General features: G+C 62.0%; 16 protein-coding genes. 10 read left to right on the plus strand and 6 right to left on the minus strand.

What is annotated here, in order from left to right; translation table 11 throughout:
- Positions 1-22: 22 nt before the first annotated feature.
- From ACT53S_RS12840 to ACT53S_RS12865, 6 genes are all read left to right on the plus strand, one after another.
- Positions 23-1,555 (plus strand): acyl-CoA carboxylase subunit beta, encoded by a 1,533-nt coding sequence (locus tag ACT53S_RS12840; RefSeq protein ID WP_476067265.1) that lies wholly within the window; start codon positions 23-25, stop codon positions 1,553-1,555.
- 130 nt (positions 1,556-1,685) lie between these two features.
- Complete coding sequence (gene yghU, locus ACT53S_RS12845; RefSeq protein WP_476067266.1) at positions 1,686-2,597, plus strand: glutathione-dependent disulfide-bond oxidoreductase; 912 nt, start codon at positions 1,686-1,688, stop codon at positions 2,595-2,597.
- A gap of 9 nt (positions 2,598-2,606) precedes the next feature.
- Positions 2,607-2,984: a hypothetical protein gene (locus ACT53S_RS12850; RefSeq protein WP_476067267.1), complete on the plus strand. Its 378-nt coding sequence runs from the start codon at positions 2,607-2,609 to the stop codon at positions 2,982-2,984.
- A gap of 4 nt (positions 2,985-2,988) precedes the next feature.
- Positions 2,989-3,402, plus strand: coding sequence for a hypothetical protein (locus ACT53S_RS12855; RefSeq protein WP_476067268.1), 414 nt, complete (start codon positions 2,989-2,991; stop codon positions 3,400-3,402).
- Positions 3,403-3,471: 69 nt separating this feature from the next.
- Positions 3,472-4,050 (plus strand): hypothetical protein, encoded by a 579-nt coding sequence (locus ACT53S_RS12860; RefSeq protein ID WP_476067269.1) that lies wholly within the window; start codon positions 3,472-3,474, stop codon positions 4,048-4,050.
- On the plus strand, positions 4,047-6,056 hold the full coding sequence (locus tag ACT53S_RS12865; protein ID WP_476067270.1) for an acetyl-CoA carboxylase biotin carboxylase subunit: 2,010 nt from the start codon (positions 4,047-4,049) through the stop codon (positions 6,054-6,056). Before ACT53S_RS12860 ends, ACT53S_RS12865 begins: the two co-directional genes overlap by 4 nt.
- Before the next feature lie 215 nt (positions 6,057-6,271).
- On the opposite strand, the gene ACT53S_RS12870 is transcribed toward ACT53S_RS12865, so the two are convergent.
- Positions 6,272-6,616, minus strand: a complete 345-nt coding sequence (locus tag ACT53S_RS12870; protein ID WP_476067271.1) for a type II toxin-antitoxin system RelE/ParE family toxin — start codon at positions 6,614-6,616, stop codon at positions 6,272-6,274.
- On the minus strand, positions 6,606-6,875 hold the full coding sequence (locus tag ACT53S_RS12875; RefSeq protein ID WP_476067272.1) for a type II toxin-antitoxin system ParD family antitoxin: 270 nt from the start codon (positions 6,873-6,875) through the stop codon (positions 6,606-6,608). The genes ACT53S_RS12870 and ACT53S_RS12875 overlap by 11 nt, the downstream gene beginning before the upstream one ends.
- A gap of 112 nt (positions 6,876-6,987) precedes the next feature.
- Between ACT53S_RS12875 and scpA the strand changes: the two genes are divergently transcribed.
- From scpA to ACT53S_RS12895, 4 genes are all read left to right on the plus strand, one after another.
- Positions 6,988-9,123, plus strand: a complete 2,136-nt coding sequence (gene scpA / locus ACT53S_RS12880; protein WP_476067273.1) for a methylmalonyl-CoA mutase — start codon at positions 6,988-6,990, stop codon at positions 9,121-9,123.
- Between the two features lie 23 nt (positions 9,124-9,146).
- A complete protein-coding gene (locus tag ACT53S_RS12885) occupies positions 9,147-10,742 on the plus strand; it encodes a GMC family oxidoreductase (protein WP_476067274.1) in 1,596 nt (531 codons plus the stop codon).
- A 116-nt stretch (positions 10,743-10,858) separates the two neighbouring features.
- Positions 10,859-12,034: an aminotransferase gene (locus ACT53S_RS12890; RefSeq protein WP_476067275.1), complete on the plus strand. Its 1,176-nt coding sequence runs from the start codon at positions 10,859-10,861 to the stop codon at positions 12,032-12,034.
- Between the two features lie 6 nt (positions 12,035-12,040).
- Positions 12,041-13,255, plus strand: coding sequence for a TIGR03862 family flavoprotein (locus ACT53S_RS12895; RefSeq protein ID WP_476067276.1), 1,215 nt, complete (start codon positions 12,041-12,043; stop codon positions 13,253-13,255).
- A 4-nt stretch (positions 13,256-13,259) separates the two neighbouring features.
- On the opposite strand, the gene ACT53S_RS12900 is transcribed toward ACT53S_RS12895, so the two are convergent.
- The 4 genes from ACT53S_RS12900 to iolE all read right to left on the minus strand — a co-directional run bounded on the left by ACT53S_RS12900 (position 13,260) and on the right by iolE (position 16,002).
- The gene (locus tag ACT53S_RS12900) at positions 13,260-13,790 is read right to left on the minus strand and encodes a DUF3833 family protein (RefSeq protein WP_476067277.1); all 531 of its coding nucleotides are present in this window, start codon (positions 13,788-13,790) and stop codon (positions 13,260-13,262) included.
- A gap of 115 nt (positions 13,791-13,905) precedes the next feature.
- Positions 13,906-14,715: a 5-deoxy-glucuronate isomerase gene (gene iolB, locus ACT53S_RS12905; RefSeq protein ID WP_476067278.1), complete on the minus strand. Its 810-nt coding sequence runs from the start codon at positions 14,713-14,715 to the stop codon at positions 13,906-13,908.
- Between the two features lie 21 nt (positions 14,716-14,736).
- Positions 14,737-15,003, minus strand: a complete 267-nt coding sequence (locus ACT53S_RS12910; RefSeq protein ID WP_476067279.1) for a hypothetical protein — start codon at positions 15,001-15,003, stop codon at positions 14,737-14,739.
- A gap of 105 nt (positions 15,004-15,108) precedes the next feature.
- Positions 15,109-16,002, minus strand: coding sequence for a myo-inosose-2 dehydratase (gene iolE / locus ACT53S_RS12915; protein ID WP_476067280.1), 894 nt, complete (start codon positions 16,000-16,002; stop codon positions 15,109-15,111).

Consider the following 16,002-nt stretch of genomic DNA (forward strand, 5'->3'; position numbering starts at 1 on the left):
AACAGATCATTCCGGAGGAAGCATGTCGACGATCCTGGACCAGCTCGAAGCGCGCCGCGCGGAGGCCCGCCTCGGCGGCGGCGAAAAGCGCATTGCCGCCCAGCACGGCAAGGGCAAGCTGACGGCCCGCGAGCGCATCGAGGTCCTGCTCGACGAAGGCTCGTTTGAAGAATACGACATGTATGTCACCCATCGCGCTGTCGATTTCGGCATGGCCGAACAGAAGGTGCCGGGCGATGGCGTCGTCACCGGCTGGGGCACGATCAACGGCCGCCAGGTCTATGTCTTCTCCCAGGATTTCACCGTGCTCGGCGGCTCGCTGTCGGAAACCCACGCCCAGAAGATCTGCAAGATCATGGACATGGCGATGAAGGTCGGCGCGCCCGTGATCGGCCTCAATGACTCCGGCGGCGCGCGCATCCAGGAAGGTGTGGCCTCGCTTGCCGGTTATGCCGATGTCTTCAAGCGCAATGTCGACGCGTCAGGCGTCATCCCGCAGATCTCCGTGATCATGGGCCCCTGCGCCGGCGGTGCCGTCTATTCGCCCGCCATGACCGATTTCATCTTCATGGTGCGCGATAGCTCCTACATGTTCGTCACCGGCCCCGATGTGGTGAAGACCGTCACCAACGAGATCGTCACGGCGGAAGAGCTCGGCGGCGCCTCGACTCACACGAAGAAATCCTCCGTCGCCGATGGCGCCTATGAGAACGACATCGAGGCGCTGGAACAGGTCCGCCTGCTCTTCGATTTCCTGCCTTTGAACAACCGCGAAAAGCCGCCGGTCCGCCCCTTCCATGATGACCCCGCCCGCATCGAAATGCGCCTGGACACGCTGATCCCCGACTCATCCAACAAGCCCTATGACATGAAGGAGTTGATCTACGCGCTGGCTGACGAGGGCGATTTCTTCGAGATACAGGAAGCCTTTGCGAAGAACATCATCACCGGCTTTATCCGCATGGAAGGCCAGACGGTCGGCGTCGTCGCCAACCAGCCCATGGTGCTGGCCGGCTGCCTCGACATCGATTCATCGCGCAAGGCCGCCCGCTTCGTCCGCTTCTGCGATGCCTTCTCGATCCCGATCCTGACGCTGGTCGACGTGCCCGGCTTCCTGCCCGGCACCGCCCAGGAATATGGCGGCGTCATCAAGCATGGCGCCAAGCTGCTCTTCGCCTATAGCCAGGCAACGGTGCCGATGGTCACCCTCATCACCCGCAAGGCCTATGGCGGCGCCTATGACGTCATGGCCTCCAAACATATCGGCGCCGATATTAACTATGCCTGGCCGACCGCCGAAATCGCCGTGATGGGTGCCAAGGGGGCGACCGAAATCCTCTACCGCTCGGAACTCGGCGACGCCGAGAAGATCGCGGCGCGGACGAAGGAATACGAAGTCAACTTCGCCAATCCCTTCAAGGCCGCCGAACGCGGCTTCATCGATGAGGTGATCATGCCGCATTCCTCCCGCCGCCGTATTGCCAAGGCTTTCGCCAGCCTCCGCAACAAGCAGGTCGGCACGCATTGGAAGAAGCACGACACGATCCCGCTGTGAGGCACGCCCAAACGACCGCTGAATTATTTTGAATTGACGGACAAAAAGGAGCTCGATCGAAGTATTGCGATACGACATGCCTATATGTGTGGCGTACCGCATTCCCTTGAACGAGAAAGGATCCTCCCCCATGAGCGACGAAAAATTCCCGCCCGAGAAGAACCTGCCAGCAGGCTATGTCCCGCCAAAAGTCTGGACCTGGGAGCAAGGCAATGGCGGCCAGTTCGCCAGCATCAACCGCCCGACCGCAGGCGCGCAGACAGAGGTCGAACTGCAGGTCGGTAAACATCCGCTGCAGCTTTATTCTCTGGCCACCCCGAACGGCCAGAAGGTGACGATCCTGCTCGAAGAGCTGCTGGCGGCCGGTCATACCGGCGCTGAATACGATGCGTGGCTGATCAATATCGGCAAGGGCGACCAGTTCGGCAAAGGCTTTGTCGAGATCAACCCGAATTCGAAGATCCCGGCGCTTGCAGACCATGCGCCTGTCGACGGCGGCAAGCCGGTTCGGCTTTTCGAGTCGGCCTCGATCATGACTTATCTCGCGGAAAAATTCGGCGCCTTCCTGCCGACCGACCCGCGCGCCCGCGCCGAAACGCTCAACTGGCTGTTCTGGCAGATGGGCTCGGCCCCCTTTGTCGGCGGCGGCTTCGGGCACTTCTTCTCCTATGCGCCAATGAAGATCCAATACGCGATCGACCGTTACGCCATGGAGGCCAAGCGCCAGCTGGACGTCCTGAACCGTCAGCTTGCCGAGAACGAATTCGTCTCCGGCAGCGAATACACCATCGCCGACATGGCGATCTGGCCCTGGTACGGCCGTTTGGCACTGGACGAATCCTATCCGGATGCCGGCACCTTTCTGTCGACGCACGAATACAAGAACGTTCTGCGCTGGGCAAAGCAGCTCGCAGAACGCCCGGCTCTGAAGCGTGGCGCCATGGTCAACAAGACCTCCGGCCCGCTCTCCGAACAGCTGCATGAACGCCACGATGCCTCCGACTTCGATACGAAGACGCAGGACAAGATCGCTGCGGCGTAAGGAGAGACCATGCCAAGCCTCCCCGACATGACCAAACATCGCGGTTTCCCCGGCGGCATGCCGGGGACCGGTGTGCAGTTCACCATCCGCCGCGCCAATCCACGCGGCGTCACCCCGATCAAGGCGCTGCCCCGCAAGGCGCGCCCCGGCACCAAGGAACACCGCATCGATGCGGCCTTCCTGCATGCGCTCTGGCACCATTTCGGCACGGAACCCTTCGAGCGCGGCAATCTCGATGCCGCGCGCCTGAGCCTGCTTTTCGGCCGCGAAGTGGTGCCCGCCACCAAGGAATTCGACCCTCTGTCCTACGAGGCGATGCTGGTCATCGACGAGAAGGTGGCGCGGAAGAACTTTCCCGAATCCTTCGAAGACGTGTTCGAGGTGTGAACCCATGGCAAAAGATCCGCTCATGCCGAAACACCAGGGCTTTCCGCTCGGTCTGCCTGGAACGCAGTGGCAGTATACGATCCGCCGCGCCAATCCGAAGGTGACGCCGGTGACCAACTGGCCGCGCCACCGCACCATGGACCAGACGGTGGCACTCGCCGACCTCGGTTTCATGCAGGCGCTCTGGCAGTATTTCGGCACCGAGCCCTTCGAGCGCGGCAATCTCGACGGCGAACGCCTCTGCCGCCTCTTTGGGCGGGAAGTGATCGCCGCCGAACGCGGCTTCGATCCGCAATCCTACTTCGCCAAGCTGAAGATCAACGAGCCGCTGGCGCGGAAGAACTTTCCGGAGGCATTCGGCGAGGTCACGAGTGAGCAGAGCGTGGCCAAGGGCTTGAAGAAGAAGGGCATGGAATAGGTTTCACAAAAGATAAGCCTGGACATTGGGTTGACATAGCAAAGCTGGAGTGGCCGAGAGGAAAAGAGAATGATCACAGGCATCTGCCGATATCTGGCCGTGATGGCCATCACGCTCCATGCTTCTCTTGTCAACGCTCAGGTAATCCCCATGTGGGAAGGCGTCACGAAGAACGAGCAACAGCTCGAAGCTGACAAGCAACTGCTGGCAGACGCGCGCAAAGCCGGGGGCGGCTCCCTAGGCCAAGCTACTTATCGCGCAATCCAGTTAGGTTGGCAGTTTGTGGCGCAAGGCGATCCTGACATGGCGATTAAACGGTTCAACCAGGCTTGGCTGTTTGAACCCGACAATCCTGACATTCACTGGGGTTTTGCCGTTGCAACGGCAATTCAAGGCGCGCCTCTAACCACGGTTGAGCGGCATTTCAAAAAGGCGGAAAGCCTCAAGAAAAACGATCCGGCGCTTTTGGCTGATCATGGCCGCATCCTACAACAGCGCGGCGAAAACGGGCTGGCGATTGGATTGTTCAAAAAAGCCCTCAAGCTCAACCCTAATCATCGGGATGCACATGTGGGAATGGTCCTGTCCTCGGCGGCGCTTGGCGACATGAAGACAGCGGAAGAACATCGAAGGTTATTAGGCAAATGATCCAGAAAATCCTCATTGCTAACAGGGGCGAAATTGCCTGCCGGGTCATCAAGACCGCCAAGAAACTCGGCATCAAGACGGTCGCCGTCTATTCCGATGCCGATCGCAATGCGCTGCATGTCGAGATGGCCGATGAGGCGGTGCATATCGGCCCGGCGCCATCCAACCAGTCCTATATCGTCATCGATAAGATCCTCGATGCGATCAGGCAGACCGGAGCAGACGCCGTCCATCCGGGCTACGGCTTCCTGTCGGAAAATGCGGCCTTTGCCGAAGCGCTGGAAAAGGCAGGCGTCACCTTCATCGGCCCGCCGGTGGGCGCCATCCAGGCCATGGGCGACAAGATCACCTCGAAGAAGCTGGCCGCCGAAGCCGGCGTTTCGACGGTACCCGGCCATATGGGCCTGATTGCCGATGCCGACGAGGCGGTAAAAATCTCCGATCAGATCGGCTATCCCGTGATGATCAAGGCCTCGGCCGGCGGCGGCGGCAAGGGCATGCGCATCGCCTGGAATGCCGAAGAGGCCCGCGAAGGCTTCCAGTCCTCGAAGAACGAAGCGAAGAACTCGTTTGGCGACGACCGAATCTTCATCGAGAAATTCGTCACCGAGCCGCGCCATATCGAAATCCAGGTGCTCGGCGACAAGCACGGCAACACGCTCTATCTCGGCGAGCGCGAATGTTCGATCCAGCGGCGAAACCAGAAGGTCATCGAAGAAGCTCCCTCGCCCTTCCTCGATGCCGCCACCCGCAAGGCTATGGGCGAACAAGCCGTGGCACTGGCAAAAGCCGTCGGTTATCACTCGGCAGGCACCGTCGAATTCATCGTCGATGGCAAGCAGAACAAGTTCTACTTCCTCGAGATGAACACCCGCCTGCAGGTCGAACATCCCGTCACCGAGCTGGTGACCGGCCTTGATCTCGTCGAACAGATGATCCGCGTCGCGGCGGGCGAGAAACTCTCATTCGGCCAGGATGACGTGAAGCTCAACGGTTGGGCGATCGAGAGCCGGCTTTATGCCGAAGACCCTTATCGCAACTTCCTGCCCTCGATCGGTCGCCTCACCCGCTACCGGCCGCCGGCAGAAGGCACGACCGCAGAAGGCACCGTCGTTCGCAACGATACCGGCGTCTTCGAAGGCGGCGAGATCTCGATGTATTACGACCCGATGATCGCAAAACTCTGCACCTGGGCGCCGGATCGTCTCACAGCGATCGACGCCATGAGCGAAGCGCTGGACAGCTTCGAGGTCGAAGGCATCGGCCACAACCTGCCCTTCCTCTCGGCAGTCATGAACCAGGACCGCTTCCGCTCCGGCAAAATCACCACGGCCTATATCGCCGAGGAGTTCAGGGACGGGTTTAGCGGCGTGAAACCAGATGCCGCGTCTGCCGAAAAGCTCGCCGCGATTGCCGCCCTCATCCATCATCGCCTGCAGGCGCGCGCGATCCAGATCTCGGGAACGATCGGCAACCACGCCCGCAAGCTCGGCAGGGACTGGGTCGTCAACCTCGCCGGATCGGACCATGCCCTTGAAATCAACGAAGGCACCGGCAACACCCGTGTCTCGCTCGCCTCCGGCACAGAGCTGGTGATCGCCACCGACTGGCAGCCCGGCCAGACGCTGGCAACCGTCGACATCGGCGGTGAGACGCTTGCGGTGAAGATCGACCTCAAGGGCCCCGCCATCCGGCTGCGCTGGCGCGGCATGGATTTGACCGCCCGCGTCCGCTCGCCGCGTGTCGCGGCGCTTGCCAAACTGATGCCGGAAAAGCTGCCGCCGGATACCTCCAAGATGCTGCTCTGCCCGATGCCCGGCGTCATCACCGGGGTTGCGGTGAAGGAAGGCGAGACTGTGGAAGCCGGCCAGGCGCTCGCCACCGTCGAGGCGATGAAGATGGAAAATATCCTGAAGGCCGAACGCCGCGGCACCGTGAAGAAGATCGTCGTGAAGCCGGGCCAGAGCCTGGCGGTGGATGAACTGATCATGGAGTTTGAGGGGTGACGTCCGTCGCGGGAATCCCCCCCTCTGTCGGCTACGTCGACATCTCCCCCACAAGGGGGGAGAGTGACCGCTTGCGTTGCGAACGCCTCACAAAATCCAAGTTACCCTTCGGGCAAAAGGCCGGCCCCACCCCGCTCTCCCCCCTTGTGGGGGAGATGTCCGGCAGGACAGAGGGGGGTATCCGCGCGGTACACCTGCAAACGATGCAAAGCCGCCTAGGACAGCCGCTTCAGCATATGCCGCTGGTGATCCTGTCCGCCGAAGAAAACGGCGAGCAGCCGGAGCATCTTCTGCGTTTCTTGGATCTGAAAATAGAACACCACCTTGTTCTTGGTCACGTGCCTCACAGCTTCAAATCCTGCGTAAGAGGTCACAGTTCCCTGATATGGTGCACGAGCGATCGACTGCAGGTCGCGCTCAAGTCCATCCATGCGTCGCAACGCGCGATCGGCTGCCTGCGGGAGCTCATCTCCCAGCGCAACATAACTATCGATGAGGTGTCGGAATATGATCCTGAGATCTTCAGTACTCGCCTGAGAACGGACGATCCTAAAGGCCATAGGACGCCTTCACCTCGGCAATCATCTCTTCGATCTGCACCCGGCTCTCTTCTTCCGAGAGAAACGGACCTTCCATGCGTCGCAGAAGGAGAGCACGCAACGCCTCCTGATCCTCATCCCGCATCTCCGTCTCTTCGCGCACCAGATCCAACCCTCGCTCGACGACAGCTGCGAGGCTCGGGAAATGGCCGTCCTCGACCAGCTTGCGGGCGAATGCTGCCTGCTGCGGCGAGAGCGAGACAGAGGCTTTCACGGTCATGGCAAGGCACTCCGGTTGAGCCTCAAAGAATAGCCCCGACCGGAAACCCCGTCAAACTGACTTCCCTCGGCGAAACGCCGAACCGCGCAGCCTTCAGATAAGGATCGCATCGATGACCAAGAAAACCATCGCCGACTGGCAGGCGCTTGCCGAGAAGGAACTGAAGCGTCCCGCCGAAAGCCTCGTCTGGGAGACACCTGAGGGCATTCCGGTGAAGCCGCTTTATACGGCAGAGGATATTGCTGGCATCGGCCATCTCGACAGCCTGCCGGGCTTTGCCCCCTTCGTGCGCGGACCGCGTGCCACCATGTATGCCGGGCGGCCCTGGACGATCCGGCAATATGCCGGCTTCTCGACGGCGGAGGAGAGCAATGCCTTTTACCGCAAGGCGCTGGCCGCCGGTCAGCAGGGCGTCTCCGTCGCCTTCGACCTTGCGACCCATCGCGGTTACGACTCGGATCATCCCCGCGTCGAAGGCGATGTCGGCAAGGCAGGTGTGGCGATCGACAGCGTCGAGGACATGAAGATCCTGTTCGACGGCATTCCGTTGCAGGATATCTCGGTGTCGATGACCATGAACGGTGCGGTCATCCCGATCCTGGCGAACTTCATTGTTACGGGTGAGGAGCAAGGGGTATCGCGCGAAAAACTGTCTGGGACCATCCAGAACGACATCCTGAAGGAGTTCATGGTCCGCAACACCTATATCTATCCGCCCGAACCCTCGATGCGGATCATCGCCGACATCATCGAATACACGGCGAAGGAAATGCCGAAGTTCAATTCGATCTCGATCTCCGGCTATCATATGCAGGAGGCGGGCGCGACGCTGGTGCAGGAGCTTGCCTTCACGCTGGCCGACGGGCGCGAATATGTCCGCGCGGCCATCGCCAAGGGGCTGAATGTCGATGAGTTTGCCGGTCGCCTCTCCTTCTTTTTCGCCATTGGCATGAACTTCTTCATGGAGGCCGCGAAACTCCGTGCCGCCCGCCTGCTCTGGACCCGCATCATGCAGGAATTCGAGCCGAAGAAGGCGTCGAGCCTAATGCTGCGCACCCATTGCCAGACCTCCGGCGTGTCGCTGGCCGAACAGGACCCCTACAACAACATCATCCGCACCGCCTTTGAAGCCATGTCGGCGGCGCTCGGCGGCACGCAGTCGCTGCATACCAATTCCTTCGACGAGGCGATTGCCCTGCCGACGGAATTTTCCGCCCGCATCGCCCGCAACACCCAGCTTATCCTGCAGAACGAGACGGGCGTGACCAAGGTCGTCGATCCGCTCGCCGGCTCCTACTATGTCGAGAGCCTGACCAACGAACTGACAGAAAAAGCCTGGGCGCTGATCGAAGAGGTCGAAAGCCTGGGTGGCATGACCAAGGCCGTCGATGACGGGTTGCCGAAGCGCCTGATCGAGGAAGCCGCCACCCGCCGCCAGGCCGCCGTCGACCGGGGCGAGGAGGTGATCGTCGGGGTCAACAAGTTCCGCCTGGAAAACGAGGCGCCGATCGACATCCTCGAAATCGACAACACCGCCGTTCGGCTGTCGCAGGTCAAGCGCATCGAGCAGACGCGCCGCCAGCGTGACCCGAAGCGGGTCAGCGAAACCCTCGCGCGCCTCACCGAAATCGCCCGCACAGGCGCGGATAACCTGCTCGAGGCCGCTGTCGAGGCCGCCCGAGCGCGCGCCACTGTCGGTGAGATTTCGGATGCCATGCGCGCCGTTTTCGGCGATCACGTTGCCGTGCCCGAAGTCGTGCATGACATCTACGGCAAGGCATACGAGGGCGATCCGGAAATGGAGACGCTGTCGACCCGCCTCAAGGATTATGGCAAGGCCGCGTCCAAGCCACGTATCCTGATAGCTAAGCTCGGCCAGGATGGCCATGACCGGGGCGCCAAGGTGATTGCATCCGCCTTTGGCGATATCGGCTTCGATGTTGTGGCAGGCCCCCTCTTCCAGACACCGGAGGAAGCCGCAGACTTGGCCGTCGCCAACAAGGTGCAGGTCGTCGGCATGTCCTCGCTCGCCGCAGGCCACAAGACGCTCGCCCCGCAACTGGTCGAGGCGCTGAAGGCCAAGGGCGCAAACGACGTGATCGTCGTCGTCGGCGGGGTCGTTCCACGTCAGGATTACGACTTCCTGCTTGAGAGCGGCGTCTCCGCCGTCTTCGGTCCGGGCACCAATGTCATGGATGCCGCACGCTCCGTGCTTGACCTCCTGGAAGGTCGCCTGCGAAACAGTTGAGAGGCGGCCGCTCGGGGAGGAGCATGGAAACCTACGATTACATCGTCATCGGCGCCGGCACGGCCGGCTGCCTGCTCGCGAACCGGCTCTCTGCCGATCCCACGCGCCGTGTGCTGCTTCTGGAAGCCGGCGGCAGCGACAACTATCACTGGATCCATATCCCGGTCGGTTATCTCTACTGCATCAACAATCCGCGCACCGACTGGTGCTTCAAGACCGAAGCCGAGCCGGGCCTCAACGGTCGCGCCATCGGCTATCCGCGCGGCAAGGTGCTCGGCGGCTGCTCCTCGATCAACGGCATGATCTATATGCGCGGACAGGCGCGCGACTACGACCAGTGGCGCCAGATGGGTTGTGACGGCTGGGGCTGGGACGATGTGCTGCCCCTCTTCAAGAAGACGGAAGACTTCCACCGGGGCGCCGACGACAAGCATGGCGCCGGTGGCGAATGGCGGGTGGAGAAGGCCAGGCTTCGCTGGGACGTGCTTGAAGCCTTTCGCGAGGCGGCCAAACAGGCCGGCATTCCGGAGACCGACGACTTCAATCGCGGCGACAATGAAGGCTCCGGCTTCTTCGAGGTCAATCAGCGCTCCGGCATCCGCTGGAACACGGCCAAGGCTTTTCTGAAACCGATCCGGCACCGGAACAACCTCACGATCCTCACCCGCGCCCATGTCAAGCGCCTGACCATAGAGGGCGACCGCGTGACCGGTGCCGAAGTGCATCACGACGGCGAGTTGAAACGCTTTGCCGCCAGCCGTGAAGTGGTGCTCTCAGCCGGCGCCATCGGCTCGCCGCAGATCCTCGAACTCTCCGGTATTGGTCGTGGAGATATCCTGCAAAATACAGGGATCGAGACCGTTCGCGAGGTGCCTGCCGTCGGCGAGAACCTGCAGGACCACCTGCAGCTCCGCCTCGTCTTCAAGGTGACGGGCGTACCGACCCTCAACGAACGTGCATCGAGCCTTTTCGGCAAGGCGATGATCGGGCTGGAATACGCGCTACGCCGCTCAGGCCCGATGTCCATGGCGCCGAGCCAGCTCGGCATCTTCACCCGCTCCGGCCCGGACAAGGAGACCGCCGATCTCGAATACCATGTTCAGCCGGTCTCGCTCGACAAGTTCGGTGACCCCGTTCACCCCTTCCCGGCGATGACGGCGAGTGTCTGCAATCTCAGACCCGAAAGCCGGGGCTCGGTGCATATATCGGGGCCGGACTTCGCCGCCCAACCGAAGATCGCGCCGAACTACCTCTCGACGCCTGGTGACCGCGACGTTGCCGTCCGCTCGATCCGGCTCACCCGCCGCATCGCCGCCCAGCCCGCCTTTGCCCGCTATCAGCCGGAGGAGTACCGCCCCGGCTCAGCGCTCGAAAGCGATGCCGAATTGGAAAAGGCGGCCGGCGATATCGGAACGACGATCTTCCACCCCGTCGGCACCTGCCGCATGGGGGCGGATCCGGACAGCGTCGTCGATCCCCGTTTGCGGCTGCGCGCCCTGAAGGGCCTGCGCATCGCCGATGCCTCGGTCATGCCGACGATCACCTCGGGCAATACCAATTCCCCGACCCTGATGATTGCCGAAAAGGCGGCCGCGATGATCCTTGAGGACCACCGCTGACCGCTTGAACCCGCCATTGGCTTGGAAATGGGTGTCCGCTTGGTGTAGCACTGGCCTTCTTGCCGCAGCGCCTGACCCGACTCGCGAGGAAGCATTGCACCGACAAAGGACAGACCATGCCCGCCGCCCCCTTCAATCCGCTCGTCGCTGATCTCTCGGCTCCGCCGGTCCCCTCGGTCTTTGCCTGGGCGCGCGCCTATGACGGTGCTTGCGGCCCGATAATCGATCTCAGCCAGGCGGTGCCCGGCTATCCGCCGCATCCCGATCTCTTCGCGTGGCTGGCGGAAGCCGCTTCCGCTCGGGCGAATGCCGGCTACGGCCCGATCGAAGGCGAGGCGCCACTGCGCGAGGCCTATGCGGCCGAGCTTGCTGCCGTCTATGGCGCGCCTGTTACCGCTGAGAACATCCACATCACCGCCGGCTGCAACCAGGCCTTCATGGCAACAGTACAGGCAATCGCGGCGAGCGGCGATGCGGTTGCCCTAACCGATCCATTCTACTTCAACCAGGAAACCACGCTGGCGATGATGGGCATCCGCCGGGAGTTGATCCCGCTCGATCCGGCGACCGGCTTCGTGCCCACCATTGAGGGCGTCGAGGCGGTCCTGGCGAAGGGCGTCAAGGCCGTGGCACTGGTCTCGCCGAACAACCCGACGGGTGCCATCTATCCGGCGGACCTGCTGCACCAGGCCTTCGAGGCCTGCCGCAAAGCCGGTGCCTTCCTGATCCTCGACGAGACCTATCGCGACTTTCTGCCGGGCGGCGATCGTCCCCATGATCTGCTGTCGATCCCGGGCTGGGAAGAGAACCTCATCCTGCTCTATTCCTTTTCCAAATCCTTCTGCATTCCCGGCCATCGCCTCGGCGCGATCACCGCCGGTACTCGGGCCGTGTCGGAAATCGCCAAGGTCATGGACAACCTGCAGATCTGCGCGCCGCGCGCACCGCAGGCGGCTGTGGCCAAGGCCATTCCGGCGCTGAAATCCTGGCGCGAGGACAATCGCATCGAGATCCTGAAGCGAGCCGAAACCCTGAAAGGCGTGATGACCAAGCTCCCCGCCTGGAAGATGGACTCACTCGGCGCCTATTTCGCCTTTATCCGCCATCCCTTCACGGGCGAAGATTCCGCTCATGTCGCGGAAAGACTGGCGAAGAAGGCTGGCGTGCTCTGTATCCCGGGCGCCTATTTCGGCGACGACTGCCAGGACTACCTGCGCTTCGCCTTCGCCAATGCCGACAGCGCGACGATCGAAGGGCTGGTCTCCCGTCTTTCGACCTTCAAGCCGGACTGATCACTGATGAAGAAGAGCGTGGCGATCATCGGCGGCGGCCCGGCGGGCCTGATGGCGGCGGAACATCTTGCCTGCAAGGGCCATCGCGTCACCGTCTACGACGCCATGCCGACGGCGGGTCGCAAATTCCTGCTAGCCGGGAAGTCCGGCCTCAACATCACCCATGCGGAGGACTATGCCCGCTTCGTCACCCGCTATGGCGCGGCCAACGACAGGCTACGCCCGGTGCTGGACCTAATGACACCCGGCGCGATCCGCGTCTGGGCAGCGGGGCTAGGGACGGAGACCTTTGTCGGCACCTCCGGCCGCGTCTTCCCGAAAGTGATGAAGGCCTCGCCGCTCTTGCGCGCCTGGCTGAAACGGCTCGAAGGCATGGGCGTGTCCATTCTCACCCGCCATCGCTGGAAAGGTTTCGACGCTGACGCCCTGACCTTCGACACGCCAGAGGGTCCAAAACGCGTGACGGCGGACGCCACACTTCTCGCACTCGGCGGCGCAAGCTGGCCGAAGCTCGGGTCAGATGCCGCCTGGGTGCCGCTGCTGGAAGCCGAAGGCATCGATATCACACCTATCCTCCCAGCCAATTGCGGCTTCGACTGCGATTTTTCCGAAAGCTTCGACACCCGCTTCTCCGGCCAGCCGGTCAAATCGGTCAAGGCCACCTCGGCGGCAGGCACCACCCAGGGCGAATTCGTCATCAGCCGGGGCGGCATCGAAGGCAGCCTGATCTATGCCCATTCGGCGGCGCTCCGAGACGCGCTTGACCGGGACGGCCAGGCCGCGCTGATCCTCGACCTCGCACCGGGCCGGACGGCGGAAAGGCTTGCGGCCGACCTTGCCCGACAGGATGCCAAGGCGAGCTTTTCGACACGGGTGAAGAAGGCAACGGGACTGGATGGGGTCAAGCTGGCTCTGTTGCGCGAGGTCGTGCCTGAAGTCAGCAGCCTCTCTCCCGATTATTTGGCATCACGGATCAAAACCTTGCCGCTCCCGGTCAAGCGCCCCCGCCCGATCGCCGAAGCAATCTCCACAGCGGGGGGCGTGTCACTCGACGCCATCGGTGACGACTTCATGCTCAAGGTTCAACCCGGCACCTTCGTGGCAGGCGAAATGCTCGACTGGGAAGCACCGACAGGCGGCTATCTGCTGACCGCCTGCTTTGCGACCGGCATTGCCGCCGCTAACGGCATAGAGCGTTGGCTTCAGCGGTCACAGGATTGAGGCCTCAGCGGCTTGCCGTCTTGTGCGAGTAACCCGGCTTGCGGAACTCGACGGTGGTCTTGGCGACCGGGATGCCGAACTTGGTGACGAGCGCCGTGTTCAACACCGTACCGTCCTGGCGCAGCACCATCTTGTCCCAGAAACGCACCTTGTTGCCCTGGGTCTCGGAGCTGAGATAGACGAGATAGTTGAAGCGCGCGACGGCACCATTGAGCCGCACGGTCGTCTCGCCGATCACGTCCTCGCGGGTGCCGCTATAGGTGGTCGGGCTGGTCTTGGTGAAGCGCCAGGTCTTGCGGTCCTTGGTCCCGTCATCGAAGACGAAATCCTCGCGCAGCGTCAGGGTCTTGCCGTCCCACTTTCCGGTCAGATCCACAGTGAAGGTCCGCTTCACGCCATTAATGGCACTGAACGAGCCGACCGCCTCGGTGCGGCCGGTGAAATAGTCTTCAAAGGTGAATTTGTCTGCTGCCTGTCCGGCGGACGGCAGCAGGCTCAGGGCGAGCCCGACAAGGGCAAGGCTGAACTTCGGCATCGGAGCGTCTCCATCGTTGGCGCGTTTGTGCACCCACTACGGAGAGGATCAGCAAGCGGATTTGGAATTGTTCCTGGAAGACGCTTTCGTGAAGACGAAAGCGTCTTCCAGGCGCTTACTTGCTGTCGCGCTGATAGATCCAGTCGTGATCCGGATGGTTCTCGAAGCGCCATTTGCGCAAGGGGCCGGCCATCACGTTGAGATAATACATCTCATAGCCATGCGGCACACCGCAAGGGTGATGCCCCTTCGGCACCAGCACCACATCACCATCCGACACCGCCATGGTTTCGTCGAGCGAGCCGTCTTCGGTGAAGACACGCTGGAAGCCGAAGCCCTGGGCCGGATTGAGGCGGTGGTAATAGGTCTCTTCGAGATAGGTCATCTCGGGGAAATTGTCCTCGTCATGCCGATGCGGCGGATAGGACGACCAGTTGCCCGAGGGCGTAAAGACTTCCGTCACCAGCAGGCTATCGGCGACATCCCGGTCTTCCATGGCGATCGGATAGATATGCCTTGTATTGGCGCCTTTGCCGCGCTCGACGAAGGAAATCCCCTCCGGCCCGATCTGCTGCGCCTCGCGGCCCGGCATCGCCGGTGCAGTGCAGATGGCAAGCACGCAGTCCGTCGTCGCCTTTGCCGACCAGTCGGCACCCGCAGGCACGTAGACGCAGTGTGGCGGGGTCTTCTCGAAGACGGACATGCGCTGCCCGAGTTCGCCAAAGTCCTTGCCACCGCCTGATATCGTGGCCTTGCCCTCGACGAGCACGAGGATGACCTCTGTCTCGCCGGTCGACTCGGCAGCGATTTCACCTGCTTTCAGGCGATAAAGCCCGAAGCCGACATAACCCCAGCCAGCGCTGGCCGGCGTGATGTCATGCACCTTGCCGGATTTGCCGGCAGGCTTGCGCAACAGATCGGTCATTCCTCGTCTCCCGTTTCTTGCTCAATCGTCGTCGGAGCGTTCGGCCTCTGCCGCGATCCGCGCCCGTTCGGCTTCAGCCTTGGCCGCCGCCTTTTTCATCGTGTTATCGTACATGAACAGCAGTTCGTAACCGGCATAGAGACCGGTCACGACGAAGATCATCGCCCAGCCGGTCGCACCGTTCGAATACTCCACCCCGGCCCAGGCCAGTGGCAACACCGTACAGAGAACGCGGATCCACAGCGGCTTGAAAAAGGGATGGGTCGGATCGAGGATCTGGAACTTCAAGGTCTGCTCCCGGCAGTCAGAGTTTTAAACGTCGCCTGCAATAGAGCCCAAAACCGCGATCTGTCAAAACACGAGGCGGAGGGTGTGCTCCGCCTCGTGGTGTCATCAGATCAGGCCCGCTTCCTTGGCGAAGCCCTTGAGCGACTTGAGACCCAGGCTCTGATACTCAAAGGGATTGCGCACATCCGGGTCCTGCTCGGCCTCAATGACGATCCAGCCCTGATAGCCATGCTCGGCCGCGATCTTCAGCACCGGCGGGAAGTTCACGCCGCCTTCGCTGTCGCCGGGAACGGTAAACACGCCGCGACGAACGCCTTCGAGGAAGGAGAGCTTCTCGCTCCGCACCTGATCGGCGATCACGGGACGAACATTCTTCGCGTGGATATGGCCGACGCGGTTCATGTATTTCTTCGCGACCGCTTCCGGATCGCCGCCGCCGAAGAAGCAATGGCCGGTGTCGAGCAGCAGCTTGGCATGCGGGCCGGTGTGTTCCATCAGCTTGTCGATCTCGGCCTCGCTCTCGACGACCGTTCCCATGTGGTGGTGATAGACCAGCGAGATGCCCTGGGAAGCCGAGAATTCGGCCAGCGCCTCGACCCCGGCGCCGAACTTGGCCCATTCGGCATCGGAAAGCACAGGACGGTCGGCAAGAGCCGTGTCATCGGCGCCATGGATGGCGTTCGAGGTTTCGCAGACGATGATGACCTTGCAGCCCATGGCCTTCAGCACATCAAGGAAGGGCTGCATGGCGGCCTTTTCTTCCTCGATCGTGTTGGTCAGCAGGTTCAGCGAATGCCAGCCGGACACGAATTTCAGGCCGCGCGGTTCGAGAACCGACTTCAATCCCGCCGGATCGGTCGGCAGCTTGTGGCCCTTTTCGATGCCGTCGAAACCGATCTTGGCGGTTTCGTCCAGGCACTGTTCGAGGCTGATATGGGCGCCGAGGCGGCGGTCGTCGTCATTCGACCAGGCAATCGGGTTGGTTCCGAAAAGGATCAT

It is taken from the genome of Allorhizobium sp. DMC15, assembly GCF_056314065.1.

Bases quoted from the DNA above. Each gene is read 5' to 3' on its own strand.
- ACT53S_RS12855 (WP_476067268.1), top strand. From the start codon at position 2,989: ATGGCAAAAGATCCGCTCATGCCGAAACACCAGGGCTTTCCGCTCGGT.
- ACT53S_RS12895 (WP_476067276.1), top strand. From the start codon at position 12,041: ATGAAGAAGAGCGTGGCGATCATCGGCGGCGGCCCGGCGGGCCTGATG.
- iolE (WP_476067280.1), bottom strand. From the start codon at position 16,002: ATGATCCTTTTCGGAACCAACCCGATTGCCTGGTCGAATGACGACGAC.
- iolB (WP_476067278.1), bottom strand. From the start codon at position 14,715: ATGACCGATCTGTTGCGCAAGCCTGCCGGCAAATCCGGCAAGGTGCAT.
- ACT53S_RS12890 (WP_476067275.1), top strand. From the start codon at position 10,859: ATGCCCGCCGCCCCCTTCAATCCGCTCGTCGCTGATCTCTCGGCTCCG.
- ACT53S_RS12900 (WP_476067277.1), bottom strand. From the start codon at position 13,790: ATGCCGAAGTTCAGCCTTGCCCTTGTCGGGCTCGCCCTGAGCCTGCTG.
- scpA (WP_476067273.1), top strand. From the start codon at position 6,988: ATGACCAAGAAAACCATCGCCGACTGGCAGGCGCTTGCCGAGAAGGAA.
- ACT53S_RS12870 (WP_476067271.1), bottom strand. From the start codon at position 6,616: ATGGCCTTTAGGATCGTCCGTTCTCAGGCGAGTACTGAAGATCTCAGG.
- ACT53S_RS12885 (WP_476067274.1), top strand. From the start codon at position 9,147: ATGGAAACCTACGATTACATCGTCATCGGCGCCGGCACGGCCGGCTGC.
- yghU (WP_476067266.1), top strand. From the start codon at position 1,686: ATGAGCGACGAAAAATTCCCGCCCGAGAAGAACCTGCCAGCAGGCTAT.
- ACT53S_RS12875 (WP_476067272.1), bottom strand. From the start codon at position 6,875: ATGACCGTGAAAGCCTCTGTCTCGCTCTCGCCGCAGCAGGCAGCATTC.
- ACT53S_RS12860 (WP_476067269.1), top strand. From the start codon at position 3,472: ATGATCACAGGCATCTGCCGATATCTGGCCGTGATGGCCATCACGCTC.
- ACT53S_RS12865 (WP_476067270.1), top strand. From the start codon at position 4,047: ATGATCCAGAAAATCCTCATTGCTAACAGGGGCGAAATTGCCTGCCGG.
- ACT53S_RS12850 (WP_476067267.1), top strand. From the start codon at position 2,607: ATGCCAAGCCTCCCCGACATGACCAAACATCGCGGTTTCCCCGGCGGC.
- ACT53S_RS12840 (WP_476067265.1), top strand. From the start codon at position 23: ATGTCGACGATCCTGGACCAGCTCGAAGCGCGCCGCGCGGAGGCCCGC.